Genomic DNA, 23,972 nt, shown 5'->3' on the forward strand with positions numbered 1-23,972 from the left:
ACCGGCCGTTTCAGGGGGGTTCCGAGTCCTACCATCGGTTCCCATGGCGCCCTCTGACCGGCTCTCGACGACGAGCAGCCCCCGGCCCAGCCTCAGCCTGGGCGGCGAATTCCCCGAGCCCACGCACCGGCAGTGGCTCGATCAGGTGGAGAAGGTCCTGCGCAGGACCGGCCGCATCGCGGAAGGTGATCCGGCCCCCGACGATCCGTCCGAGCTGCTCGCGACGCGGACCTACGACGGGGTCGCGGTCCGCCCGCTGTACTCCGCCGGCGAGGACGCGCCCGGCTCGGGGCTGCCGGGCTTCGCCCCGTTCGTGCGGGGCAGCAGGCCGCAGGGCTCGGCCGCGGAGGGCTGGGACGTGCGCCAGTCGCACGGGAACCCGGACGCGACCGCGACGAACCGGGAGGTCCTGGCCGACCTGTACGGCGGCGTCACCTCGCTGGTGCTGCGGCTCGGCGAGGGCGGGATCGCCGTGGATTCGCTGCCGGACGTGCTCAACGGCGTGCACCTGGACATGATCGGCGTGGTGCTGGACGCGGGCGAGCAGGCCACGAGCGCCGCCTCTGCCTTCCTGGAGATCGCCGCCGAGCAGGGCGTGGCGCCGAGCGCGCTGCGCGGCAACCTCGGCGCCGACCCGCTGGGCGTGCAGGCGCGCACGGGGCGCGAGACCGGCCCGGAGCAGGCCGTGGAGCTGGCGAAGCGCTGCGCCGCCGACCACCCCGGACTGCGGGCGATCACCGTGGACGCGTTGCCGTACCACGACGCGGGCGGCTCGGACGGTGAAGAGCTCGGCGCCTCGCTGGCCGCGGGCGTCACCTACCTGCGCTGGCTGACCGAGGCCGGGTTGGACGTGGACACCGCGTGCGGCCTGCTGGAGTTCCGCTACGCGGCGACCGCCGACCAGTTCCTCACCATCGCGAAGCTGCGCGCCGCGCGCCGCGTGTGGGAGCAGGTCGCGCGCCGCTGCGGTGCCGCGGAACCGGCGCGGGCGCAGCACCAGCACGCGGTGACCTCCTCGGCGATGCTGACGCGGCGCGACCCGTGGGTGAACATGCTGCGCGCGACGATCGCGACGTTCGCCGCCGGTGCGGGCGGGGCGCAGGCGGTGACGGTGCAGCCGTTCGACGCGGCGATCGGCTCGCCGGACGAGTTCTCCCGCCGCGTCGCCCGCAACACGCAGGCGCTGCTGCTCGACGAGTCGCACCTGGCGCAGGTCATCGACCCTGCCGGGGGTTCCTGGTACGTGGAGACGCTGACCGATGAGCTGGCGAACGCCGCGTGGGCGTGGTTCCAGGAGATCGAGCGCGCGGGCGGGCTGCCGGAGGCGTTGCGCTCCGGGTTGGTCGCCGACCGGCTCGCCGCGACCTGGCAGCGGCGCAAGACCGCGGTGGCCGACCGCTCCGACCCGATCACCGGGGTGAGCGAGTTCCCGAACCTCGACGAACGTCCCCTGCAGCGCGAACCCGCGCCGGAACCGCCTTCGGGCGGGCTGCCCAGGGTGCGCTACGCGGAGGAGTTCGAGGCGCTGCGCGACGCCGCCGACGCCCAGCCGCAGCGACCGGAGGTCTTCCTCGCCACGCTGGGTCCGCTGGCCACCTACACCGCGCGGGCCTCGTTCGCCCGGAACCTGTTCGCCGCCGGTGGGCTGGCGGCGACCGAGGCGGGGCCGACGGAGTCCACTTCGGACGTCCTCGCCGCCTACGCCGAGCACCCCGCTCCGGTGGTGTGCATGTGCTCGGCGGACAAGGTCTACGCCGAGCGCGCCGCCGAGACGGTGCAGGCGCTCAAGGAGGCGGGCGCGAAAAGCGTGCTGCTGGCCGGAAAACCCGGCCGAGGACCGGACGATGTGGACGGTCACGTGTTCGACGGTTGCGACGCGATCCAGGTTCTGCGCGCGGCGCACCGCACGTTGGGAGTCGAGTGATGAACCACAGCATCCCGAACTTCGCCGACGTCCCGCTGGACCGGGACGCGGCCGAGGGCGACGCGAACTGGGACTCGGCGGTCCTGTCGGCCACCGGCAAGGAAGCCGACGCCCTGGTGTGGGAAGCGCCCGAGGGCATCGGGGTGAAGCCGCTCTACACCGCGGCCGACACCGAGGACCTGGACTTCCTGGGCACCAAGCCGGGCATCGCGCCGTTCCTGCGCGGCCCGTACCCGACGATGTACGTCAACCAGCCGTGGACGGTGCGCCAGTACGCGGGTTTCTCCACGGCCGCCGCATCGAACGCGTTCTACCGCCGCAACCTCGCCGCCGGGCAGAAAGGCCTGTCGGTGGCGTTCGACCTGGCCACCCACCGCGGCTACGACTCCGACCACCCCCGGGTGTCCGGTGACGTGGGCATGGCCGGGGTGGCGATCGACTCGATCTACGACATGCGCCAGCTGTTCGACGGCATCCCGCTGGACAAGATGAGCGTGTCGATGACCATGAACGGCGCCGTGCTGCCGGTGATGGCGCTCTACATCGTCGCCGCCGAAGAGCAGGGCGTGGCGCCGGAGAAGCTCGCGGGGACCATCCAGAACGACATCCTCAAGGAGTTCATGGTCCGCAACACCTACATCTACCCGCCGCAGCCGTCGATGCGGATCATCTCGGACATCTTCGCCTACACCTCGCAGAAGATGCCGAAGTTCAACTCGATCTCCATCTCCGGCTACCACATCCAGGAGGCCGGGGCGACGGCCGATCTGGAGCTGGCCTACACCCTCGCCGACGGCGTGGAGTACCTGCGCGCGGGCAAGCAGGCCGGACTGGACATCGACGCGTTCGCACCCCGGTTGTCGTTCTTCTGGGGCATCGGGATGAACTTCGCGATGGAGGTCGCGAAGCTGCGCGCCGCCCGGTTGCTGTGGGCGAAGCTGGTGAAGACCTTCGGGCCGCAGAACGCGAAATCCCTGTCGCTGCGCACCCATTCGCAGACGTCCGGCTGGTCGCTGACCGCGCAGGACGTCTACAACAACGTGGCCCGCACCTGCGTGGAGGCGATGGCCGCGACCCAGGGCCACACCCAGTCGCTGCACACCAACGCGCTCGACGAGGCGCTGGCGCTGCCCACGGACTTCTCCGCGCGCATCGCCCGCAACACGCAGCTGGTGCTGCAGCAGGAATCCGGCACGACGCGCGTCATCGACCCGTGGGGCGGCAGCCACTACATCGAGCGGCTCACCCAGGACCTCGCCGAACGCGCGTGGGCGCACATCACCGAGGTCGAGGACGCGGGCGGCATGGCCCAGGCCATCGACGCCGGCATCCCGAAGCTGCGAGTGGAGGAGGCCGCCGCGCGCACCCAGGCGCGCATCGACTCCGGGCGCCAGCCGCTGATCGGCATCAACAAGTACCGCTTCGACGGCGACGAGCAGATCGAGGTCCTCAAGGTCGACAACGCCGAGGTCCGCGCCGAGCAGCTGGACAAGCTGCGGCGGCTGCGGGAGGAGCGCGACGAGGCCGCCTGCCAGGACGCGTTGCGCCGCCTCACCGGTGCCGCCGAGGCCTCGATGTCCGAGGAGCGCCCCAACGACCTCGACCACAACCTGCTCACCCTCGCGGTGGACGCGGCCCGCGCGAAGGCCACCGTCGGGGAGATCTCCGACGCGATGGAGAAGGTCTTCGGCCGCCACGCCGGGCAGATCCGTACGATCTCCGGCGTGTACCGGGAGGAATCGGGGCCGTCGGAGTCCTTGGAGCGCGCCCGCGAAGTCGTGGAGCGCTTCGCCGAGGACGAAGGCCGCCGCCCCCGGATCCTGGTCGCGAAGATGGGCCAGGACGGCCACGACCGGGGCCAGAAGGTGATCGCCACCGCGTTCGCCGACCTCGGTTTCGACGTGGACGTGGGCCCGCTGTTCCAGACGCCCGCCGAGGTGGCGCGTCAAGCCGCCGAGTCCGACGTGCACATCGTCGGGGTGTCGTCGCTGGCCGCCGGGCACCTCACGCTGGTGCCCGCGCTGCGCGACGAGCTCGCCGCGGTGGGCCGCGAGGACATCATGGTGGTCGTCGGCGGCGTCATCCCGCCAGCGGACTTCGACGCGCTGCGCGAAGCGGGCGCGAGCGCGATCTTCCCTCCAGGCACGGTGATCGCCGACGCGGCGCTCGGCCTGCTCGAGGAACTCCGGTCCCGGCTCGAACTCGACTGAGGAGTCACCGCATGGTTTCTGTCTTGTCAGCGGCGAAGCCGATGAGCAGTGACCACGCACGCAGCCGGACCACCGGCGGGGTCTCAGCTGCTTCCTCGCGAGAACAGCGATTTCGTGGTGCAGGGACCTACATGAGAAATCGATCCCGCAGCGAGGAAGCAGCTGAGGTTCCGCTGAACGACCCGCTACGCAGCCCACCCCGCAAGGACTTTTGATGCCGCGCGAGATCGACGTCGAGGACTACGCCAAGGGCGTGCTGGAGGGTTCCCGCACGAAGTTGGCGCAGGCGATCACGCTGGTCGAGTCGACCAAACCGGCGCACCGGGCGAAAGCGCAGGAGCTGCTGGTCGAGCTGCTCCCGCGCAGCGGCGGGGCGCACCGGGTGGGCATCACCGGTGTGCCCGGCGTCGGCAAGTCCACGTTCATCGAGTCGCTGGGCACCTCGCTGACCGCCGCCGGGCACCGGGTGGCGGTGCTGGCGGTGGACCCGTCCTCGACCCGCACCGGCGGCAGCATCCTCGGCGACAAGACGCGGATGGCCACGCTGTCGGCTGATCCGGCAGCGTTCGTGCGGCCGTCACCGTCGGCGGGCACGCTCGGCGGCGTCGCGCGGGCCACCCGCGAGACGATCGTGCTGATGGAGGCCGCCGGGTTCGACGTGGTGCTGGTGGAGACCGTCGGCGTCGGCCAGTCCGAGGTGACGGTGGCAGGGATGGTCGACTGCTTCCTGCTGCTGACGCTGGCGCGGACCGGGGATCAGTTGCAGGGCATCAAGAAGGGCGTCCTGGAGCTCGCCGACCTGGTAGCGGTCAACAAGGCCGACGGTCCGCACGAGATGGACGCGCGCAAGGCGGCCCGCGAACTGCGCGGCGCGCTGCGGCTGCTCACGCCGGTCAGCGCCTCGTGGACGCCGCCCGTGGTGACGTGCAGCGGGCTCACCGGCACCGGGCTGGACTCGCTGTGGGAGCAGATCGAGCAGCACCGCGCCACGCTCACCGACACCGGCGAACTCGCCGACAAGCGCAGCCGCCAGCAGGTCGAGTGGACCTGGGCGCTGGTCCGCGACCAGCTGATGGCGGAGCTCGTCACCCACCCCGAGGTGCGCGGGATCGTCGACGAGGTCGAATCCCACGTCCGCGCGGGCGAACTCACCGCCTCCCTGGCGGCGGAGCGGCTGCTGCGCGCGTTCCGCGCCCGCTGACCGGCGCCCGCAGCCCGGTTCGCTGGAACCGCCCGGGGCGTTCGAGGATCGTGAACCGCATGTCCGCATGGATCATCGAGGCCGAGCCGGTCGGCGGCGCGGGAATCGACGCGGCGATCTGGGAGTACGTCGCCGAGGTCGGTCGGCGTCTCCTGGGGCGTCCGGCGACCGACGCGGAGCTGCGGGCGGTGCTCGATCGCGATCCGCACGGCGACCTGGCCCCACCGCGGGGAGCGTTCCTCGTCGCGCGGGACGACGACGGCGATCTCATCGGATGCGTCGGCGCGCGGTTGCTGGACGACCTCCCCGCGACCGCGGAGCTCAAGCGCATGTACGTACGCCCCGCGCACCGCGGTGTCGGCCTGGGCCGTGCGCTGCTGGTGGCCGCCGAGCGGTCCGCCGCGGACCTGGGCGCGACGCGGATCGTCCTCGACACCAGGACGGAGCTCGTCGAGGCGCGGACCCTCTACGGCGCCCACGGCTACCGGGAAACGGCGCCCCGCAACAGCCACGGCGATGCGGAGCACTGGTACGCGAAGACCCTCCGCTGAGCGGCCCCGAACGCCCTCGCCGAACACCGGTCCGCGGCCGGGGCATTCGGGGAGCTCGGCTGCTCCGGATGGCCGGTTTTCCGGCCTTTTCGGGAGGTTTCGACCGTGCCGGGGTGTCCGGAGGCGGTACACCGTTCTCGGGCACTCGCTTCGGAGGTCGGGATGACCGAGGAGATCCGCAACGTCTTCACCGGAACCGCGCGCAACGTGGTGCAGGTGGGGAAGGTCCACGGGGACGTGCACTTCCACCAGCGGGCGGCGCCGGAGATCCCGGTGCCACGGCAGTTGCCGGCGGGCGTCACGCACTTCACCGATCGCGAGACCAGCCTGGGCGCGCTGGATTCCTGGCTGGCCGAGCCCGCCGAGTCCGCCGCGCCGACCTGGCTGATCGTCGGTTCCGGAGGTGTCGGGAAGACTTCGCTGGCCGCCTGCTGGGCGCACCGGGTGCGGGACCGGTTCCCCGACGGCGACCTGTACGTGGACCTGCGCGGCCACCACGTCGACCGCAGGCGGGACGCGAGCGAGGCGCTCGACGAGATGTTGCGCGCGCTGGGCGTCCCGAGCGATCGGCTGCCCGTGGACGCCGCCGCGAAATCTTCGATGTACCGGACGCTGCTCACCGGCCGCCATATGCTGATCGTGCTCGACAACGCCGCCACCGCCGAGCAGGTCCGCCCGCTGCTGCCCGGTTCCGCGCCCTGCCGGGTGCTGGTCACCAGCCGTAACCGGTTGACGAGCCTGACGGCCAGGGAAGGAGCCACCCGGATGTCGCTGGACGTGCTGCCACCGGACCGCGCGATCGAACTGCTCCGCAAGGCCGCAGGCGCCGACCGGGTCGACGCGGAACCCGACGCCGTGGTCGCACTCGCCCGGTACTGCGGATTCCTGCCACTAGCGCTGCGCATCGCCGCCGAACGGCTCGTCGCCGGGTCGCACCTGCGGGTCGCCGAGCTCGTCGAGGAGCTGGCCGACGAACGCGAACGGCTGGACGCGCTGACCGTCGAGGAGGACGAGTTCACCACGGTGCGGGCGGTCTTCTCCTGGTCCTACCGCTCGCTGCCAGCGGACGCGGCGCGCCTGTTCCGGCTGCTCGGGCTCGCGGAGAGCCCCGACATCGGCTTGGACGCCGCGACGGCGCTGAGCGGACTGCCGCGCACCAAGACCCGTCGGTCGCTGGACTCCCTCGTCGGCGCGCACCTGCTCGACGAGCACCGGGCGCAGCGCTACCGCTTCCACGACCTGCTCGGCCTCTACGCCGCCGAATGCGCGCGGCACGACGAGAGCGAGGCGGAGCGCGACGCTGCCGTGCGCAGGCTGCTGTCCTGGTACCTGCACGCGACGATCGCCGCGTCCTGGCAGGCCGCGCCGAGCTTCACCCGGATCCCGATGGACGCGCCCGACTCCCCCGGCTCGATTCCGGAATTCGCCGATCGCCCGGCCGCGCTGCACTTCTACGACGAGGAGCGCGAGAACCTGAAGGCCGCGGTCCGGCAGGCGTCGGCACGCGGGGAGCACGTCTTCGGCTGGCAGCTGCCGGTGGCGATGTTCGCCTTCATGCTGTCGCGGCGGCCGGTGGCCGACTGGCTGGAGACGCACCGCGTCGGGCTCGCGTCCGCCCGCGCGCTCGGCGACGAGCTCGCCGAGGCGTGGCTGCTGACCAGCGACGCCATCGCGTGGGGAACGGTGCACGAACACCAGAAGGCGCTGGCGGAGCTGGAGCGCGCGGTCTCGCTGTGGGAGCGGGTCGGCCCGGAGTGGGCGCACGCGTGGGCACTGCGCGACCTCGGCAGCGCGTACTACGGGCTGGGCCGCGACGCGGAGGCCGACGAGACGTTGGAGCGCGCCTTCGCCATGCACGTCGCGCTGGGCGACGAGTGGGGTGAGGCCACCGCGTTGAGCGCGCTGGCCAAAGCGGAGTGCCGCCTCGGGCAGTTCGACGAGGCGATCCCGCACCTGCAGCGAGCCATCGAGATCCGCCGCTCGCACGGCGACCGCCGCAACGAGGCCAGCTGCTTGAGCGAGATCGGCCTGGTGCTGGGTGCGATGGGCAGCACCGACGAGGCCGCCGACCACCTCGAACAGGCGCTGGTGCTGCACCAGGAGACCGAGTACGGCTACGGCGAGGCCCTGGACCGCGAGCGGCTCGCCGACCTCTACGAGCGCACCGGACGCCCCGAACAGGCCCGCGAGCAGCGCCGGACCGCGGCGCGGCTCTACGACGAACTCGGCGTCCCGCACGAACTCGCCGGTTGACGCCCGCGAGCGATGACCTCCCAGCCGGAGCCCGCCGGGGGCAACGGCGAAGGCGCCAACCTGGCCCCGCGCGACGGCGCCGAACTCGGCAAGGCCATCGCCGCGCACCCGGACGACGCCGAAGCCGCCCTCACCGAGCACGAGCAGGCCATGTTCGCCCGCAGCGCCGAAGCCGCCGTCGAACGCGACGAACTCCACGAGCTCATGTTCGGCGCAGGCGCACCCCACGACCTGGTCGCGGCGTTCACCGACCTCGAACGGACTCCGTGAACGCCCGCCCGGTCCGCGAGGCCGGTGCGGTGGCGGACAATGCGGGAATGGATCTCAGCGTGGACCCCGATTCCGGGGTGAGCCCGTTCGAACAGGTGCGGTCCGGGATAGCGGAGCGGATCAACTCCGGTGCGCTGCCCGTCGGCGCGAAGCTGCCGACCGTGCGGGGGCTGGCGGCGGAGGTGGGCATCGCCGCGAACACCGCCGCGAAGGCGTACCGCGAGCTGGAGCAGGCCGGGCTCATCGAGACCCGCGGGCGCGCGGGCACGTTCGTCAGCGCCGCCGGGGACCGCAGCGCCCAGCGCGCCGCCGACGCCGCCGCGGAGTACGCCCGCGCCACCCGCGACCTCGGCATCCCGCCGCAGGAAGCGCTGGGGCTCGTCCGCGCCGCGCTGGGGCTGCCGCAGAGCTGACGGTGCCCCGGCCGCTTCCGCTGCTCGCGGCCGATGCCGCCGCCCGCCGAGGTGATCCGGTGGGCGCCCGCGTGGTGAGGCGGCACTCGTTGCCACCCGACGCACGGGCGTGAGACGTTGGTCGTGAGCCCGACGACGTGGCTCCCGGACGAGGGGTGCCGTACCCGGTGTGCGACAAGACGGCCCGGAGGAGTCCGTGATGTCGTGGATCGTTCTCGTTCTTTCCGGTGTGCTCGAAGCCGTCTGGGCGACGGCGCTGGGCAAGTCCGAAGGCCTCAGCAGGCTCGGCCCGTCGGTGGTCTTCTTCGCCGCGTTGGCCGCGAGCATGGCGGGCCTCGCCTACGCGATGCGCGACCTCCCCGTCGGCACGTCCTACGCGGTGTGGGTGGGCATCGGCGCGGTGCTCACCGTCGCCTACGCGATGGCCGCCGGAGATGAGTCGGTGTCGGTGCTCAAGGTCCTGTTCCTCGCGGCGATCGTCGGCGGCGTCATCGGCCTCAAGCTCATCCACTGAGCCGCCCTCGCCGGTGACCACCCCGCTCACCGATACCTCCTGCGGGGGATCCGCGCGGGTTCTCAGCGGTTTCCTCGCGAGGCCGCCGAGAACCCGCCGCGTTCGAACGGCGCCCTCAGAGCCGGGCGACGAGTTCGCGCAGCGGGTCGGCGAGGTCGGGGTGGTCTCCCATGTCGACGCGGTGCAGGGCGCGGGACGCGACGTAGCGCAGCGCGGTGCGGCCGTCGTCGGTGTCGAGCACGTCGGCGAACGTGTCGTGCACCTTCGCCGCGACCGGCGGGACGAGCAGGCTGTAGCAGTACAGCGAGGCCGCGTCCGTGCCCGCCGGGCCGCGCCCCCACAGCTCCCAGTCGAGCAGGCCGAAGCGCGGGCGCACCAGGTTCGCCCAGTGCAGGTCGCCGTGCACCGTGTCCCAGTGCTCGATGTCCAGGTCGTGGCCGAGCTTGTCGCGCACGGCCTGCTGGATGTCCGGTTCGTCGTTGCGCAGCCGCAGCGTCGGCACCACCCGAATCGTGTCCAGCGCGGCGCGCAGCTCGGCCCACCAGCCGTCGGAGAGGTCCGGTTCCTCGCGCAGCACGTCGGTATCCGAGCAGCGCTGCCCCGGCACGAAGGTCATCAGCTCGGCGCGCTGCCGCCGCGTCTCCGCGAGCTCCCACTCCACCAGGCCGAGGACTCGTGGTTTGCGCACGCCGGTGATCGCGTTGGAGTCGGCGTTGCCGGTCCACCAGTCCCCTTCGGCCCACTGGATCTCCTCCGACACCACGCGCAGCCAGCGCGGGCCGTCGGGGCTGAGCACGGCCGCGCCGATGGAGCGCTGCCGCCAGCCGAGCACCGGCTCGCCGACCACGCGCACCGCGAAGTGCTCGGCGGCCCGGTCCAGGTTCTGCCGCATCCACGCGGCGAACATCTCGTCGGCTTCGTCGTTCGGAATCTCGTTCGGTGCCACCACCCGATCATGTGCCATCGGTCCCCGGCCCGCTCATCTCGGTCCCGGTTGCACCGCCTTCCGGAGTGGCCTTCGCCGGATCCACCCAGACCAGCCGAGGCCGGATGTGCGCACCGATGCGGAAATCCACAATGGACTTCTCGGCGGTGGCCGCACTGCGGCGCCCCCCGCGTTCGACCGAGACCACCTCGACCCGGTCGGGCAGCGCCATTCCCCACGCGGCCACGCGCCCGTCCGCCCGGAGCCCGTACTCCTGGACGACGGCGAACAGCCCTGCGGGCAGCCTCTACCTGGAGGAGCGCGAGCAGGTTCGGATGTGCACCTTGCGGTTCGGGGCCCTCACTGAAATCGCGCTCTCCCAAGGCGACTCGAACGATGCGATCATGAAAGCGCTCAGCAATGACGAGTGATCGCAGAAAGGAGCCGACCATGCGGGTGGATCCGTTAACGAACGCCGAGTGGCGCAAGAGCAGCTTCTCCGGTGGCGGCAACGGTGGCGGCGGGCAGTGCGTGGAGGCTGCCGCCTTGCCCGACGGGCGGGTGGCGGTGCGCAACAGCAAGCGCCCCGAGGACGGCGCCGTCCTGTTCACCCGCGCGGAAATGCTCGCGTGGGTGCAGGGCGTCAAGGCCGGGGAGTTCGACGACCTCACCTGAGCCCGCCCGGGATCCCTGAGTCCGCCCGCGAGCTCAGCCTCCGGCGGCGAGTCCGCGCATGGTGGCGATCTCGTCGGTCTGGGTCACCAGGACGTCCTGGGCCATCTCGTGCAACTGCTCGTCGCGGCCGGTGGCGAGCACGTCGGTGGCCATCGCGACCGCGCCCTCGTGGTGCGCGGTCATCAGCCGGAGGAAGAGGCGGTCGAACTCCGCTCCCCCGGACGCCTCCAGCGCCGCGAGCTGCTCGGGTGTCGCCATGCCCGGCATCGGACCGGGTTCGGCGCCGTGACCGGAGTGCCCGTGCCCGGAGTGCCCCTCATGCCCTGACCCCTGCGCCTGCTCCGGCAGGTCGTGGGTGGCGAGCCAGCCGCGCATGGCGCCGATCTCCGCCGGTTGCGCGGCGCCGATGCGCGCCGCCAACGAGCGCACGCTCGGGTTCTCGGCCCTGGTCTCGGCCAGGTCCGTCATCCGCACGGCCTGCTCGTGGTGCACGATCATCATCCGCACGTAGTCCGCTTCGGCCTGCACCGGTTCAGCGCTCGCGAGGCGGTCGCGGTCCAGCGACGGCACGACGGACGGCTCGTCACCGGGCGCACCGGGCAGGACCACGGGAGCACCGGCCGGTTCCTCCGGCGCGGCACCCGGTTCGCTCGTGCAACCCGCCGCCGCCAGCAGCGCGGCGAGGCAGCAGCCCGCCGCGCTCCCCCGGGCACGGCCGGCCGCGACACGTCCGAACACCGGCATTTCTCCCCCCGAACTCTTCCCGACCCGGCGACGAGCAGGGATTTCACATGCTGAAACAACCACTCGGACTATTGGGTCAACCATCCGTGGCCAAGATACTGATCAGACGCGGTCGGGGTAACCGCTGTTCGACGACGGTCGGTAATCGGCCGGCAGGTTATGGGGTGATGGCGTGGGTATCGGTCAGCGCAGCAGGAGGCGCGTCGCGGGAGTGTTCGCCGCGACGGTGCCGTTAGTGCTCGGGGTGGTGTTCGCCGCCCCCTCGTCGGCGACGCCGCCGAACGAGCATCCCGAGGAAACCTCCGGTGCCACCGTGCAGGCACGACCGGCGGACACCGATCACAGCCCGAACATCGAGCACCTGGCGAACCTGCCGAAGCTGGCTCCGTTCGACGGCATCGACAGCTACGGCACCGACATCGCCTTCAAGGGCGACCACGCCTACGTCGGCAACTACGACGGCGTCGTCGTCTACGACATCGCGAAGCCGGAGAAGCCGAAGGTCCTCACCCAGATCGTCTGCCCAGGCGGGCAGGGCGACGTGTCGATCTCCGGGAACCTGCTGTTCGTCTCCACGGACTACCCGCGCACCGACGACAGCTGCAACAGCCAGGAAGCCGACTCCGCGGACCCGCAGGCCTGGGAGGGCATGAAGGTCTTCGACGTGAGCGACCCGGCGAAGCCGCGCTACGTCTCCGCGATCCCCACCGACTGCGGCTCGCACACGCACACGCTGGTGCCGGACAAGGCCGGCGAGGCCGTGTACCTCTACGTCTCGTCCTACGGGCCGTCGGCGGAGTTCCCGAACTGCCAGCCGCCGCACGACAAGATCTCGATCGTCAAAGTGCCGTTGGACAACCCGGCAGCGCCCGAGCTCATCGACGCCCCGGTTCTGTTCCCGGACGGCGGCAACCCGGGCGTGCCCGACGGCATCCGGGAAACCTCCGGCTGCCACGACATCACCGTGTTCCCGGAGCGCGACCTGGCCGCCGGGGCGTGCATGGGTGACGGCGTGCTGTTCGACATCTCCGACCCGGCGAAGCCGAAGGTGACCGAGCAGGTCCGCGACGACGAGAACTTCGCGTTCTGGCACTCCGCCACGTTCAACAACGACGGCACGAAGGTCGTGTTCACCGACGAGCTCGGCGGTGGCGCCGCCGCCACCTGCAACTCGCAGGTGGGCCCGCACCGGGGAGCGAACGGCGTCTACGACCTCACCGGCTCGGGCGCGGACGCGAAGCTCGAATTCCGCAGCTACTTCAAGCTGCCCCGGGAGCAGGCCGACACCGAGAACTGCGTGGCGCACAACGGATCCCTGATCCCGGTTCCGGGCCGCGACATCATGGTGCAGGCCTGGTACCAGGGCGGCGTGTCGGTGTGGGACTTCACCGATTCGGCGAACCCGCAGGAGATCGCGCACTTCGACCGCCCGCCGTTCGACCCGGGTGAGTTGCAGCTCGCCGGTTCGTGGTCGGCGTACTACTACAACGGCCACATCTACTCCAGCGGCATCCAGGAAGGCCTCGACGTGCTCGCGTTGAACGACCCGCGCACCGACCCGGCCAAGGACGTCCGCTACGAGGAGTTCAACCCGCAGACCCAACCGGTCTACGCGGGCTGAACCGAGCAGCCGATCGGCCCCGCTCGTCACGCACGAGCGGGGCCGATTCACGTCCGAACCCCGGAATGCGCCGGGCGCAGCGAGCAACTGCCCAGCCGCGAAGGACGGCGACGAGCTCGCGGCTGCTGCACGGCGTCTGCGCCGCGATGAACGAGCAACGGCGCCGAAGGGTGACGCGGTCCGCGAAGGTCGCAGCCGGTCGGATTCCCGATCCGCTGCCCGGCTCGCCCGCGGCGGCGCGGCCCGCGCTCAGGACTCCCGCTGCAGCATGGCCAGTGCGGTGCGTGCGCCGTGTTCGAGCATCTCGGTGGCGAGTTCCTGGTCGGCGACCGCGCGGGAGAGCTGCAACGTCCCGATCATCAGCCCGACGACGCCGAGCACCGATAGGCGAGCGGAATCCGGGTCCTGCGGTGCCACGCGTGCGGCGATGTTGTCGACCAAGGAGAGCAGGCCGCCCGTGTAGGCCTGCTTGGTCGCCGCTGAGCACCGGTCGATCTCGTCCAGCAGGGCGGCCGAGGGGCAGCCGTTCTGGCGGTCGTCCCGGTGCTCGGGGGTCAGGTACTCGCAAACGATCCGCTGGAGGCCGTCGGGCTCGGCAGCGCGAGCTTCGAACTTCGCGTCCTGTTCGGCCAGCTGCGCGGCGACCACGGCGGCGACGAGGTCGTCCTTGGACGCGAAGTGGGCGTAGAACGCACCGTTGGTCAGGCCGGCGTCGCTCATCAACGTCGCGACCCCGGAACCATCGATGCCGTCCTGCTTGAACCGGCGTCCGGCCGCTTCGATGATCCGCTGCCTCGTCTCCTGCTTGTGCTCGGCGCCGTACCTCGCCACAGGCCCCTCCGATCGCTCACCACCGCCTTGACCCTCACCACAGCTTATCGTACGGTCGTAATATTACGAGCATAATTCAATTTGATCGGGCTTGACACCGCCACACGGCCCCGAAGGCTCCTGGATTTCCTCGCGCCGAACACCGACGAAGCGTCTCTCCTGCGTCCGACGCCGACCGCCAGTGCTCGGTAGCGCGCCAGCAGCGGTCATTCTCCAGAAGGAACGAGAGGTCCATGAAGGCGTTCATCGTCGACGAGTACGGCAAGAACAGCACCTTGCGGGCCGCCGAGCGCCCCGAACCGGAGGTCGGCGACCGGGACGTGCTGGTGCGGATTCAGGCATCCGGCGTGAACCCCCTCGACAGCAAGATCATGACTGGGGAGTTCAAACGGATCCTGCCCTACACACCACCGTTCGTGCTGGGCAACGACTTGGCAGGGATCGTGGAGCGCGTCGGGTGTGGCGTGCGGAAGTTCGCGCCAGGCGATGCGGTCTACGCCCGCCCGGCCGCGGAGCGCATCGGCACCTACGCCGAGCTGATCGCGGTGGACGAGGGCGATCTCGCTCCGAAGCCGGCCAGGTTGACGATGGCCGAGGCCGCGTCTCTGCCGCTGGTCGCGCTCACCGCGTGGCAGGCGCTCATCGAGAAGGCGAACGTGCAGCCCGGCCACAAGGTGCTGATCCATGCCGGTTCCGGTGGAGTGGGGACGATCGCGATCCAGCTCGCGAAACACCTCGGCGCCCACGTCGCCACGACTACCAGCACGGCCAACGTCGGCTGGGTGCGCGACCTGGGCGCCGATGAGGTCATCGACTACCGCACGGCGGACTTCGAACGCGAACTCGACGGGTTCGACGTCGTCCTGGACTCCCTCGGCGGGGAGACCCTCGCGAAGTCGCTGCGCGTCCTGCGCCCCGGCGGTTCGGCCATCGGCCTCGCCGGTCCGCCGGACCCGGACTTCGCGACCCGGCTCGGCAAGCCGCTGCTGCGCCCGGTGCTCGCCGTGCTCAGCCACAAGGTGCGCGCCGCGGCCCGCAAGCTCGGGGTGCACTACTCCTTCCTGTTCATGCACGCCGACGGCGAGCAACTGCAGCGGATCACCGGGCTGGTCGATTCCGGGACGATCCGGCCGATCGTCGACCGCGTCTTCGATTTCGCCGACACGGCTGCCGCCCTCGACTACACGCGCTCGGGCCGGGTCAAGGGCAAGGTCGTCGTCACGATGACCTGATGCCGACCTCCTCGCCCCTCCGCCGAGTCGCCGTCATTCGAGCCCGCACCTCAGGAGACATCGTGGCCACACGAAGCTATCGCGACGCACCGACCCGGTGGATCGACGTCGGCGGGACTCGGTTCAGCTACCGGCGGCTCGGTCCGAGCGCAACACCACCGGTGATCTTCCTCAACCATCTGAGCGCGGTCCTGGACAACTGGGATCCGCGGGTCGTGGACGGCATCGCCGCGACCCGCGACGTGATCGTGTTCAACAACCGCGGTGTCGGCTCCTCCGAGGGACGAACCCCGCGATCAGTGGAGGAGATGGCCACCGACGCCGTCGCGTTCATCCGCGCTCTGGGACTGAGCCAGGTCGACCTGCTCGGGTTCTCCCTCGGCGGTTTCGTCTCCCAGGTGCTCGCCCGGCGCGCACCCGATCTCATCCGGAAGGTCGTCCTCGCCGGCACCGGACCGGCCGGCGGTGTCGGGATCGACGAGGTCACCCCCATCACCGTCCTCGACATGATCAGAGGTGGACTGACCCGCCGAGACCCGAAGCACTACCTCTTCTTCACCAGCACCGCGAACGGCCAGGCAGCGGCGCGCTCCTTCCTCCAGCGACTCCACGAGCGCACCGAGGACCGGGACGCTCCCGTCTCGATCACCGCGTTCCGCAACCAACTCGCTGCCATCCGCCGGTGGGGCAAGCAGGAGCCCTGGGACCTGTCGACCATCCAGCACCCGGTGTTCGTGGCGAACGGCGAGCACGACCGCATGGTCCCCACCAGCAACACCACCGCACTGGCCCGACGACTGCCCAACGCCACGGTGAGCATCTACCCCGACGCCGGGCACGGCGGCATCTTCCAGCACCACGACCGGTTCGTCCGCGAAGTCCTCGAGTTCCTCGGCCCCTGACCGTCACCCGACGACGGGGGCGGATCCCGCCGCGCGAAGGCCGCTGAGGTTCCGTCGGGGACACCGACGCGGGAAGGGCGAGGACTCGGGCGAACTCAGTCGTGCGAATGCGGCGGGCGCGCGGCACCGAACTCGCGCAGCAACGCCTGCACGTCCCACGCCGTGACCGGATCCCCGTACAGCGGCCCCACGGCGAAGTCGCAGCCCGCCTCAGCCCAATGCCGCTGCTGCTTCTCGTCGGCCACGTCCCCGGTGCAGATCTTCACGCCGCTGTCGTGCATCAACGGCAGCAACTGCCGCACCGCGCGCACCGCCGGATCGTTCTGGTCGTCGCAGCCGTGCACCATCTCGACCAGCTCGTCGTCCAGTCGCACGCCTTCCACGGGAATGCGGCGCAGCGAGCGGAGTTCCGGCGCGGAACCGGAGAAGCTGTGCAGCAGCGTGCGCACGCCCAGCGTCCGCAGCACGCGGATGTTCTCCAGCAGTTCCTCGGAGGCGTCCATGATCACGCTCGTCGGCACCGCCAGGTGCATCCAGCTCGCGTCGAGGTCGCCGTCGTCGAGGACCGACCGCACCAGCGCCACCAAGTCGGGGTCGCGGACCTGGTTCTCGCTGAGCTCCGCCAGGAAGCACGTCCTGAAACCGGCTCGATGCCACGTGCCGACCTGCTCCCAGGCTGCGCGCAACATCCAGTCCCGCAACGACAACGTCACGCCGGAACGTTCGGCGAGCTCCAGGCATTCGCCGTGCCCGAGCACCCCGTGGCCCGGCGGGCTCCACCGCAGCTGGGCTTCGACGCAGATGAGGTCTCCGGTGTTCAGGCTCACCGTGGGCCGGTAGCAGACCTCGAACTCGCCGAGTTCCAACGCGCCCGGCATGATCGCCGCCAGCTGCGCCTCGGTCCGCTCGTCCGGTGCCAGGTCCGGGTCGAACAGTTCCCACTGCCGCGCCCCGGCGATCTCCGCTCGGCGCAGCGCCACGTCGGCGGCCCACATCATGTTCGTCGGGTCGCCCTCGGAGACCGGGCGCCGCACCACGCCGATGCTCGCCGAGGTCGCGATGCCGTGCCTGCCGACGTAGATCGGCTCGGACAGCTCCTCGTTGATGAGCGCGGCGAACTCCGGGATGGCGGGCGTGTGCGGGGATTCGCTGATCAGGATGGCGAACTCGGTGCCGCCGAAGCGGGCGACCAGCGCCTCCTCGTTCTCCACCAGCTGTTCCAGCCGGTGGGCCACGGCGCGGATCACCTTGTCGCCGGTCTCGTAGCCGAGCCCGTCGTTGATCAGCTCGAAGCCGTCCAGCCCCAGGTGGTAGAGCGTGAGCATGCCGTCCGGCGGGAAGTTGCCCTGCGCTGCCTCCAACCGGGTCCGGAAGTACTGCCGGTTCGCCAGGCCCGTCATCGCGTCGTGCAGCGCCTGGTACTGGATGCGTTCCTGCAGCAGGTAGAGGTCGCTGATGTCCTCGACCATCGTGACGATGTGCTTCGGTTCCCCGTCGGCGCCGCGCAGCAGCGACACCGCCAGGTACGTCCAGGCCTGCTCGCCGTCGGCGCGCAGCAGCCTGCGCCGCTCCCGGAGCCGCTGCGCCGGGCCGCCTTGGGCCAGTTCGGCGTAGGCGGCGTTGAGGTACGCGGCCTCCTCCGGGTGGAACAGGTCGTGGATCGCCATCGCCAGCAGGTCGTCCTCGCGGTGCCGGAGGATCTCGGCCAACGCGGGGTTGACCTCCCTGAACCGGCCGTCGAGGTCGCAGATCGCGACGCCGATGGGCGTGCTGGTGAACACCTCGCGGAACCGGGCGTCGCTGGCCTTGAGCTCCCGACCGGCGCGCAGCAGCGCCTGCGTGGTGGTGCGCTGCTGGACTTCGGCGCGTTCCCGGTCGGCGGCCGAGTAGGCCGCGGCGATCGAGGTGAGCAGTTGCAGCAGGTGCCCCACCGCGCCCACTCCGGACTCGCCGACGACGCAGTCCCGGATGAGTTCCAGCGTGCACGGCAGGCTGCGATCACCGGTGGCGCGCAGCCCGATCAACCGCTCTCCGACGATGCGGCCGGATTCCTCCGCTCGCGCGGGGTCCTGCAACGCTTCGGCGAGCTCGTCGACGAGCTTCGCGAGCTCGTGCTCGAGCTCCGCGCCCGCCAAGCGGATGTCCGGGGAACACTCGGTGAGCCGCTGCGCCCACCGCAGGACCAGCGTCGCGCGCCATCCGGTTCGTTCCGGCAGCGGCCCGGCCCCGTTCCCCGCGTCGAGGGGGTCACCCATGCTCAGTTCACCTGTCCGTCGACCACACCGGCGGACCTAGCGCCGGCCCAGGCGAGATGACCGGTCACCAGGAGGCGGACGTCTCGCCCGGAGGCTGCCCGGCCTCCGGGTTCGTCGCACCACGTTGGTCCCCGAACGTCTCCCCGTGTCCGCAAGACTACTGGGTGATGTCCAGTACGCGGAGCACCGTCCACATGCCTCATCCGACCACCATCCGCGCCACGTTCGTGATCATCATCCCTCGGACGGTGGCGTTCCGATCACTGGGCTCGCTCCAGCGCCGCGCCTTCCGGGACGAGGTCGTCGAGCGCGGCCACGTCCGTGTCGGTCAACTCCACCCGATCGGCCGAAGAGTTCGCCTCCAGGTGCTCGATCGACGAGGTTCCTGGGATCAGCAGCAGGTTCGGCGACCGGCGCAGCAGCCAGGCCAGTGACACCTGAGCGGGAGTGACGTCACGACGCTGCGCGACGGATCGGACGACCTGGTCACCGCGCACCCTGCTGTCGGCGACGAACGCGGAACCGAGCGGGAAGAACGGCACGAACGGCACGCCCAGCTCCGCGGTCCGGTCCAGCAGCGCCGCCGCGCCGCGGTCGAAGACGTTGTAGGCGTTCTGCACCGAGACGATCGGCGTCACCGCCTGCGCCTGCTCGAACTGCTCGGGCGTCACGTTCGACAGGCCGATGCCGCGCAGCAGGCCTTCCTCGCGCAGCTCGACGAGCGCGCCGAGCTGGTCCTCCAAGGTGATCCCCGGCCGGTCGACGGTGTGGCGCAGGTACACCACGTCGAGGGTCTCCAGGCGCAGGCGGCGCAGGTTGTCGTGCACCTGGGACTTCAAGGCGTCCGGGTGCCCCAGCGGCGCGAAGCCGCCGTGGTGATCGCGGTAAGCACCGACCTTGGTGGCCAGCACCAGGCCTTCGGGATAGGGGCGCAGGGTCTTCGCGATGAGCTCGTTGACCACCCACGGGCCGTAGAAGTCGGAGGTGTCGATGTGGTCGATGCCCAGCTCCACCGCGCGGCGCAGCACCGCTTCGGCGCGCGCCGGGTCCGTGGGCGGGCCGAGGACTCCGGGACCGGCGAGCTGCATGGCCCCGAATCCGATGCGGTGCACCGGGCGGACACCGGGGAGGTCGAGAACGTTGGTCGTCGTCACCCGGTGATGCTGCGTCACGGGACCGGTTCAGGGCAAGGCTTCCGGAGGCGGCCACTGTGGACGGCCGGGCGGCATCGATGCTCGTCACAGGTCTGGTCCACTGGCGCCGGGGCCGGCTCACCCGGTCACGACGACGAGCGGACCCGCTGGTCAGAGCTGCGGGATGAGCAGCAACCAGCGCCCTCCCACGACCAGCGCGGCGCCCCCGATCAGGAACCAGATGCCGAGCCAGGCCGCGGCCGGGACGCGGACGAGCCGGGCGAGCTGGTCGGCGTCGGAGCTCGGCGCGCGGCCCCTGGTGCGCTTGCCGCGCAGCTCCGCGATCGGGCGCAGGCCGCCGAACAGCAGGAACCAGCTGAACAGCACGCAGCACGCGGCCTGCCACTGCGGGCTGGCGAACCAGGACACGGCGAACAGCAGGCCGCCGGTGACGACGATCGAGAGCACGCCGTAGGCGTTGCGGATGGCCAGCAGCATCAGCGCCAGCAGCGCGATGGCGGCCCACAGCGCGGGCCGCGCCTGGTCGAACGAGACCAGCGCCGCCCCGCCCAGCCCGAGCAGCGACACCGCCGGATACCCGGCGAACAGGGTGAACACCATGCCCGGCCCGGTGGGGCGGCCGGTGGAGAGGGTGAGCCCGGAGGTGTCCGAGTGCAGCCGGATGCCGTTGAGCTTGCGACCGCTGAGCAGCGCGACGACGGCGTGCCCGCCTTCGTGCGCGATGGTCACCACGTTGCGCAGCAGCAGCCACGTGCCGCGGTTGACCACCAGGCCGAGCGCGACGAGACCGAGCAGCAACGTGAGCGCGGAACCGGAGTCGAGCAGCTGCGCGCTCCACGACCTGACTAATTCGTCCACAGTAGACACACCAGGGTTTCGGGGTTCTTCCATCGAACGGGTGCCGATCGTACGCAGCGCCCCGCTCCCGGACGGGCAGGACCGCCGCCGCGGCCCCCACCGGCGACGCGAAGGTGCCGGTGAGGGCTCGGCGTCAGTCGAAGAAGCGGGGAACGTCCAGCGGGCCGCCCGCCGCCTCGAACTCCGCGTGCACGGCGTCGCGGAGGCGCTCATCGGCCAGGTAGTCGATCGCCGTCAGCGCGAGCCCCGCCGCCCCGTCGAGCACCGCGCGGTCGCCAGCCTCCGAGCGCGCGGCGGTGGCGAATCCGGCCGTGTGCAAGGACAACCCGGAATCCCCCAGGCCGATCATCGGGTGCATCGCGGGCATCCGGAAGCTGAGGTTGCCGAGGTCGGTGGAACCGGTGAGGTACTCCGGCACGACCCCGCGCGGCAGCGACGTGCGACCCCGGCGGGACTGGTGCTCGGCCCAGCGCGCGGCGAGCGCGTCGTTGTGCCGGATCGGCAGGTACGGGCACTGCCGGTCCCAGACCAGTTCCACACCGCAGCCGGTCATCTCGGCGGCGCCGCGGGCGATCCGGTCGATGCGGTCGGCCAGGTCCCGCAACGAATCCGGGTCGGCCGAGCGTACGTAGAACTGGGCGGCGGCGCGCTCCGGCACCACGTTCGGACGCTGCCCGCCGTCGGTGATGATGCCGTGCACCCGGTCACCGGAGGGCATGTGCTGGCGCAGCGCGGACACGCCCTGGTAGGTCGCCACCACCGCGTCCAGCGCGTTGCGCCCCATGAACGGCTGCGCGGACGCGTGCGCCGCGATGCCGTGGAAGATCACGTCGACCTGGCGGCGCCCGAGGAACGGGTGGGTGGCCACGTCGTGCGAGAACGGGTGCAGCATCACCACGGCGTCCACGTCGTCGAAGATGCCCGCGCGCGCCAGGATCTCCTTGCCCCCACCGCCCTCTTCGGCCGGCGTGCCGATGAGGCTCAGCCTGCCGCCGACCTCGTCCAGCGCGGAGGCGGCGCCGAGGAAACCACCGGTGCCCGCCGAACAGATGATGTTGTGCCCGCAGGCGTGCCCCACGCCGGGCAGCGCGTCGTACTCGGCGAGCACCGCCACGTGCGGGCCGCCCGAGCCGGTGCTCGCCAGCAACGCGGTGGGCAGCTCACCGACCCCGACCTGCGCCTCGATCCCCTGGCCGCGCAGCAGATCCGCGACCGCCGCCACCGAGCGGTGCTCGGCGAAACCCTCCTCCGGGTGCGCGTGCAGGTCGTGGCTGAGCCCGAGCAGCGCGTCCGCCTGCTCGTCGAGCCGGGATTCCACCCGGGCGCGCACCCCTTCGGGTGCGCCGTCGAACTCGGAGCGGATCGGTTCGGCGGTGGCCACGGCACGTTCGGTCGCCGCCGCGACCGACTTCAAGTACGAGTCGTCAGGCGTGGTGGGAACAGTCATTCCCGCACTGTATGCCGCACCGATGACCACGTGATCCCACCGGCCGATCAGGCGCGGGCGTCGGCCTCGGTGTCGTCGAGGTAGCGGTGCGCGAGCAGGGTGCCGCCGACGACCGCCGCCGGGATCACCACGAGCTGCGCCACCGGGATCAGGCACAGCAGGTAGGCGGGCAGGCTGAAGCCGAGGGTGCGGGCCTTGTTCGCCGACAACGAGCGCTGCCGGTCGCGCATGGTCAGGCCGCGCCGCTGGAACACGAGCCCCACCATCTCCAGCGCCACCACCCAGGCGCCGAACACGGCGGCGAGCACCGGGATCACCGTCTGCCCGACGACCGGGATGAAGCCGAGGAAGAACAGCAGCACCGCCCCGATCAGCGCCACCAGCACCAGCTTGAGCGCATCGCGGACGCCCCGGCCGAGCTGCCTGGCCATCCCGGCGCCGTCGTCGTGGGTGTCGAGCCCGAGCCGCTGCTCGGCCTGCTCGGCGATGTGCTCGTAGAACGGTCCGCCGATCAGCAGCGTCACGGCGATGAACGACACCGAGGCCAGCAGCGCCGCCGCACCGACCAGCGCCACGCCGAGCACCACCCGGAACGCCTGGCGCAGCCACTCCGCCCAGCCGTCGGCGAACGGCGTCAGCCACGACACCAGGTCACCGCTGGAGTACAGCAACGTTCCCAGCGCGCCCAGCAGCAGGAACATGCTGATCAGCGCGGGAATCGCGCCGATCAGCAGCAGGCGCGGGGACCGCAGGATCAGGCCGAGCCCGGTTCCCAGCGTGCGGACACCGGCGACGAAGTTCTTCATGGTGCTCCAAGAACGGCGGATCTTCCCCAGCAAGGTATACGGCCCGGTTTCACCGCTCGTGACCGGATCACTCCGCTAGCACGCCGATTTTCGTGACATACCGCACTTCGGCGTAACACCGGGTGCGGTGGGGAACTCAGAGTGGCCGCGACCGGCGTCGGTGACGACGCAGGGCCGGAAGGGGAAAACCGTGTTGACACCGCAGAGGACGTTCGCCGAGCGGCTGTGGCGTGCGCAGCCGCGGAATCGGCAGCTGCGCGGACTGTGGCGGCTCACGAAGAAGACGATCGTCGCCAGCTCCCGGCACCGGCTGACCGGCCTGGCCGGCGAGGCCGCGTTCTTCACCCTCATCTCGATGCCCCCGGTGCTGCTGGGCCTGGTCGGCACGCTCGGCTACCTGGCCGACGTGCTCGGCGACGGCACCATCGCGGCCGTCCGCGAAGCGCTGGTGACCGGAGCCTCCGCGGTGCTGTCCCAGCAGGCGATCGACGAGCTGCTGCAACCGGTGCTGGACGAGGTGCTGAGCTCCGGGCGGGCCGGGGTGATCTCGATCGGTTTCGTGCTGGCGCTGTGGTCGGGTTCGGCGGCGCTGAACGTCTTCATCGACACGATCTCCGTCGTCTACGGCATGGGCGGGCAGCGCAACGTGGTGCGGCAGCGGCTGATGTCGGTGGGCCTCTACACCGCGGCCCTGTTCGGCGGGATCGTCCTGCTGCCGATGCTCGCGGTCGGCCCCTCCGTGATCGCCGACTGGTTCCCGCAGGTCGCGGTGATCGTGTACTCGCTGTACTGGCCGGTGATCGTGATCGGTTCGATCGCGTCGCTGTGCACGCTGTACTCGTTGTCGCTGCCGCTGCGCGCGCCGTGGCTGGAGCACCTGCCGGGCGCCGCGCTGGCGCTGCTGGTGTGGGTGGGCGGCAGTTTGGCGCTGCGCGTCTACCTGGACGTGACGATCGAGCATTCCCCCGTCTACGGCGCCCTGGCGGCGCCGATGGGCGTGCTGCTGTGGCTCTACGTCACCGCGTTCGCGGTGCTGCTCGGCGCGACGATCAACGCGGAGCTCGACGGCGTGCAGCCGTCGCGGCGCACCGCCGTCGCCCGCCGGGAGCTCGTCGAGGAGTGACCTGGAAGCCGCGCAACTCACACCACGAGGACGTGCGTGTTTGTTAGGTTAGCCTTCGCTTGA

At 71.2% G+C, this 23,972-nt stretch carries 22 protein-coding genes and 1 riboswitch; of the genes, 14 read left to right on the forward strand and 8 right to left on the reverse strand.

The features are described 5' to 3' along the window. Window positions 1-43 precede the first annotated feature (43 nt). The 8 genes from OOZ19_RS06570 (at window position 44) to OOZ19_RS06605 (ending at window position 9,336) form a co-directional block, all read left to right on the forward strand. On the forward strand, window positions 44-1,924 hold the full coding sequence (locus tag OOZ19_RS06570) for a methylmalonyl-CoA mutase family protein (protein ID WP_266089087.1): 1,881 nt from the start codon (window positions 44-46) through the stop codon (window positions 1,922-1,924). Continuing rightward, window positions 1,924-4,134 carry a methylmalonyl-CoA mutase gene (gene scpA / locus OOZ19_RS06575; protein ID WP_266089088.1) on the forward strand — a complete coding sequence of 737 codons (2,211 nt, stop codon included), beginning with the start codon at window positions 1,924-1,926 and terminating at the stop codon, window positions 4,132-4,134. The genes OOZ19_RS06570 and scpA overlap by 1 nt, the downstream gene beginning before the upstream one ends. Window positions 4,135-4,348: 214 nt before the next feature. Next, window positions 4,349-5,335 carry a methylmalonyl Co-A mutase-associated GTPase MeaB gene (gene meaB, locus OOZ19_RS06580; protein WP_266089089.1) on the forward strand — a complete coding sequence of 329 codons (987 nt, stop codon included), beginning with the start codon at window positions 4,349-4,351 and terminating at the stop codon, window positions 5,333-5,335. A gap of 59 nt (window positions 5,336-5,394) precedes the next feature. Then, window positions 5,395-5,886, forward strand: coding sequence for a GNAT family N-acetyltransferase (locus tag OOZ19_RS06585; protein WP_266089090.1), 492 nt, complete (start codon window positions 5,395-5,397; stop codon window positions 5,884-5,886). A gap of 162 nt (window positions 5,887-6,048) precedes the next feature. Then, window positions 6,049-8,139, forward strand: coding sequence for an ATP-binding protein (locus OOZ19_RS06590; protein WP_266089091.1), 2,091 nt, complete (start codon window positions 6,049-6,051; stop codon window positions 8,137-8,139). A gap of 12 nt (window positions 8,140-8,151) precedes the next feature. Then, window positions 8,152-8,409: a hypothetical protein gene (locus tag OOZ19_RS06595; RefSeq protein WP_323055104.1), complete on the forward strand. Its 258-nt coding sequence runs from the start codon at window positions 8,152-8,154 to the stop codon at window positions 8,407-8,409. A 47-nt stretch (window positions 8,410-8,456) separates the two neighbouring features. Continuing rightward, on the forward strand, window positions 8,457-8,822 hold the full coding sequence (locus OOZ19_RS06600) for a GntR family transcriptional regulator (protein WP_266089092.1): 366 nt from the start codon (window positions 8,457-8,459) through the stop codon (window positions 8,820-8,822). Window positions 8,823-8,944: 122 nt separating this feature from the next. Continuing rightward, window positions 8,945-9,011, forward strand: a riboswitch (guanidine-III (ykkC-III) riboswitch). A gap of 10 nt (window positions 9,012-9,021) precedes the next feature. Then, window positions 9,022-9,336, forward strand: coding sequence for a DMT family transporter (locus tag OOZ19_RS06605; RefSeq protein WP_266089093.1), 315 nt, complete (start codon window positions 9,022-9,024; stop codon window positions 9,334-9,336). A gap of 115 nt (window positions 9,337-9,451) precedes the next feature. Here the strand turns inward: OOZ19_RS06605 and OOZ19_RS06610 are convergent, their stop codons facing one another. Beyond that, entirely contained in the window at window positions 9,452-10,282 is an 831-nt protein-coding gene (locus OOZ19_RS06610) for a protein kinase family protein (RefSeq protein ID WP_266089094.1), read from the reverse strand. Window positions 10,283-10,413: 131 nt separating this feature from the next. Here OOZ19_RS06610 and OOZ19_RS06615 point away from each other — a divergent pair, with 131 nt between their 5' ends. Then, the gene (locus OOZ19_RS06615) at window positions 10,414-10,692 is read left to right on the forward strand and encodes a hypothetical protein (RefSeq protein WP_266089095.1); all 279 of its coding nucleotides are present in this window, start codon (window positions 10,414-10,416) and stop codon (window positions 10,690-10,692) included. 19 nt (window positions 10,693-10,711) lie between these two features. Next, window positions 10,712-10,936: a DUF397 domain-containing protein gene (locus tag OOZ19_RS06620; protein ID WP_266089096.1), complete on the forward strand. Its 225-nt coding sequence runs from the start codon at window positions 10,712-10,714 to the stop codon at window positions 10,934-10,936. A gap of 33 nt (window positions 10,937-10,969) precedes the next feature. Here the strand turns inward: OOZ19_RS06620 and OOZ19_RS06625 are convergent, their stop codons facing one another. Continuing rightward, window positions 10,970-11,674: a DUF305 domain-containing protein gene (locus OOZ19_RS06625; protein WP_266089097.1), complete on the reverse strand. Its 705-nt coding sequence runs from the start codon at window positions 11,672-11,674 to the stop codon at window positions 10,970-10,972. Between the two features lie 178 nt (window positions 11,675-11,852). Between OOZ19_RS06625 and OOZ19_RS06630 the strand changes: the two genes are divergently transcribed. Continuing rightward, window positions 11,853-13,301, forward strand: a complete 1,449-nt coding sequence (locus OOZ19_RS06630; protein WP_266089098.1) for an LVIVD repeat-containing protein — start codon at window positions 11,853-11,855, stop codon at window positions 13,299-13,301. Between the two features lie 249 nt (window positions 13,302-13,550). Here OOZ19_RS06630 and OOZ19_RS06635 read toward each other — a convergent pair whose 3' ends face one another. Further along, entirely contained in the window at window positions 13,551-14,132 is a 582-nt protein-coding gene (locus tag OOZ19_RS06635) for a TetR/AcrR family transcriptional regulator (protein ID WP_266089099.1), read from the reverse strand. Between the two features lie 233 nt (window positions 14,133-14,365). Here OOZ19_RS06635 and OOZ19_RS06640 point away from each other — a divergent pair, with 233 nt between their 5' ends. Both OOZ19_RS06640 and OOZ19_RS06645 read left to right on the forward strand, forming a co-directional pair. Further along, complete coding sequence (locus OOZ19_RS06640) at window positions 14,366-15,364, forward strand: NADP-dependent oxidoreductase (protein WP_266089100.1); 999 nt, start codon at window positions 14,366-14,368, stop codon at window positions 15,362-15,364. Window positions 15,365-15,426: 62 nt separating this feature from the next. Continuing rightward, complete coding sequence (locus tag OOZ19_RS06645; RefSeq protein WP_266089101.1) at window positions 15,427-16,266, forward strand: alpha/beta fold hydrolase; 840 nt, start codon at window positions 15,427-15,429, stop codon at window positions 16,264-16,266. Between the two features lie 95 nt (window positions 16,267-16,361). Here OOZ19_RS06645 and OOZ19_RS06650 read toward each other — a convergent pair whose 3' ends face one another. The 5 genes from OOZ19_RS06650 to OOZ19_RS06670 all read right to left on the reverse strand — a co-directional run bounded on the left by OOZ19_RS06650 (window position 16,362) and on the right by OOZ19_RS06670 (window position 22,786). Further along, on the reverse strand, window positions 16,362-18,521 hold the full coding sequence (locus OOZ19_RS06650; protein ID WP_266089102.1) for a putative bifunctional diguanylate cyclase/phosphodiesterase: 2,160 nt from the start codon (window positions 18,519-18,521) through the stop codon (window positions 16,362-16,364). A 260-nt stretch (window positions 18,522-18,781) separates the two neighbouring features. Further along, complete coding sequence (locus OOZ19_RS06655) at window positions 18,782-19,675, reverse strand: oxidoreductase (RefSeq protein WP_266089103.1); 894 nt, start codon at window positions 19,673-19,675, stop codon at window positions 18,782-18,784. Window positions 19,676-19,825: 150 nt separating this feature from the next. Continuing rightward, a complete protein-coding gene (locus OOZ19_RS06660) occupies window positions 19,826-20,533 on the reverse strand; it encodes a M50 family metallopeptidase (RefSeq protein ID WP_266089104.1) in 708 nt (235 codons plus the stop codon). 133 nt (window positions 20,534-20,666) lie between these two features. Further along, window positions 20,667-21,980, reverse strand: coding sequence for a M20 family metallopeptidase (locus OOZ19_RS06665; RefSeq protein ID WP_266089105.1), 1,314 nt, complete (start codon window positions 21,978-21,980; stop codon window positions 20,667-20,669). Window positions 21,981-22,027: 47 nt separating this feature from the next. Next, window positions 22,028-22,786 (reverse strand): EI24 domain-containing protein, encoded by a 759-nt coding sequence (locus tag OOZ19_RS06670; protein ID WP_266089106.1) that lies wholly within the window; start codon window positions 22,784-22,786, stop codon window positions 22,028-22,030. A 190-nt stretch (window positions 22,787-22,976) separates the two neighbouring features. Between OOZ19_RS06670 and OOZ19_RS06675 the strand changes: the two genes are divergently transcribed. Beyond that, complete coding sequence (locus OOZ19_RS06675; RefSeq protein WP_266089107.1) at window positions 22,977-23,909, forward strand: YihY/virulence factor BrkB family protein; 933 nt, start codon at window positions 22,977-22,979, stop codon at window positions 23,907-23,909. Window positions 23,910-23,972: the final 63 nt, after the last annotated feature.

Origin of the sequence: Saccharopolyspora sp. NFXS83, from assembly GCF_026241095.1 — a bacterium.
Classification (GTDB): domain Bacteria; phylum Actinomycetota; class Actinomycetes; order Mycobacteriales; family Pseudonocardiaceae; genus Saccharopolyspora_C.

Coding starts and splice junctions, on each gene's coding strand:
- OOZ19_RS06570 (WP_266089087.1), top strand. CDS start 44: ATGGCGCCCTCTGACCGGCTCTCGACGACGAGCAGCCCCCGGCCCAGC.
- OOZ19_RS06585 (WP_266089090.1), top strand. CDS start 5,395: ATGTCCGCATGGATCATCGAGGCCGAGCCGGTCGGCGGCGCGGGAATC.
- OOZ19_RS06640 (WP_266089100.1), top strand. CDS start 14,366: ATGAAGGCGTTCATCGTCGACGAGTACGGCAAGAACAGCACCTTGCGG.
- OOZ19_RS06595 (WP_323055104.1), top strand. CDS start 8,152: ATGACCTCCCAGCCGGAGCCCGCCGGGGGCAACGGCGAAGGCGCCAAC.
- OOZ19_RS06605 (WP_266089093.1), top strand. CDS start 9,022: ATGTCGTGGATCGTTCTCGTTCTTTCCGGTGTGCTCGAAGCCGTCTGG.
- scpA (WP_266089088.1), top strand. CDS start 1,924: ATGAACCACAGCATCCCGAACTTCGCCGACGTCCCGCTGGACCGGGAC.
- OOZ19_RS06670 (WP_266089106.1), bottom strand. CDS start 22,786: ATGAAGAACTTCGTCGCCGGTGTCCGCACGCTGGGAACCGGGCTCGGC.
- OOZ19_RS06650 (WP_266089102.1), bottom strand. CDS start 18,521: ATGGGTGACCCCCTCGACGCGGGGAACGGGGCCGGGCCGCTGCCGGAA.
- OOZ19_RS06600 (WP_266089092.1), top strand. CDS start 8,457: ATGGATCTCAGCGTGGACCCCGATTCCGGGGTGAGCCCGTTCGAACAG.
- OOZ19_RS06590 (WP_266089091.1), top strand. CDS start 6,049: ATGACCGAGGAGATCCGCAACGTCTTCACCGGAACCGCGCGCAACGTG.
- OOZ19_RS06615 (WP_266089095.1), top strand. CDS start 10,414: ATGGACTTCTCGGCGGTGGCCGCACTGCGGCGCCCCCCGCGTTCGACC.
- meaB (WP_266089089.1), top strand. CDS start 4,349: ATGCCGCGCGAGATCGACGTCGAGGACTACGCCAAGGGCGTGCTGGAG.
- OOZ19_RS06665 (WP_266089105.1), bottom strand. CDS start 21,980: ATGACTGTTCCCACCACGCCTGACGACTCGTACTTGAAGTCGGTCGCG.
- OOZ19_RS06620 (WP_266089096.1), top strand. CDS start 10,712: ATGCGGGTGGATCCGTTAACGAACGCCGAGTGGCGCAAGAGCAGCTTC.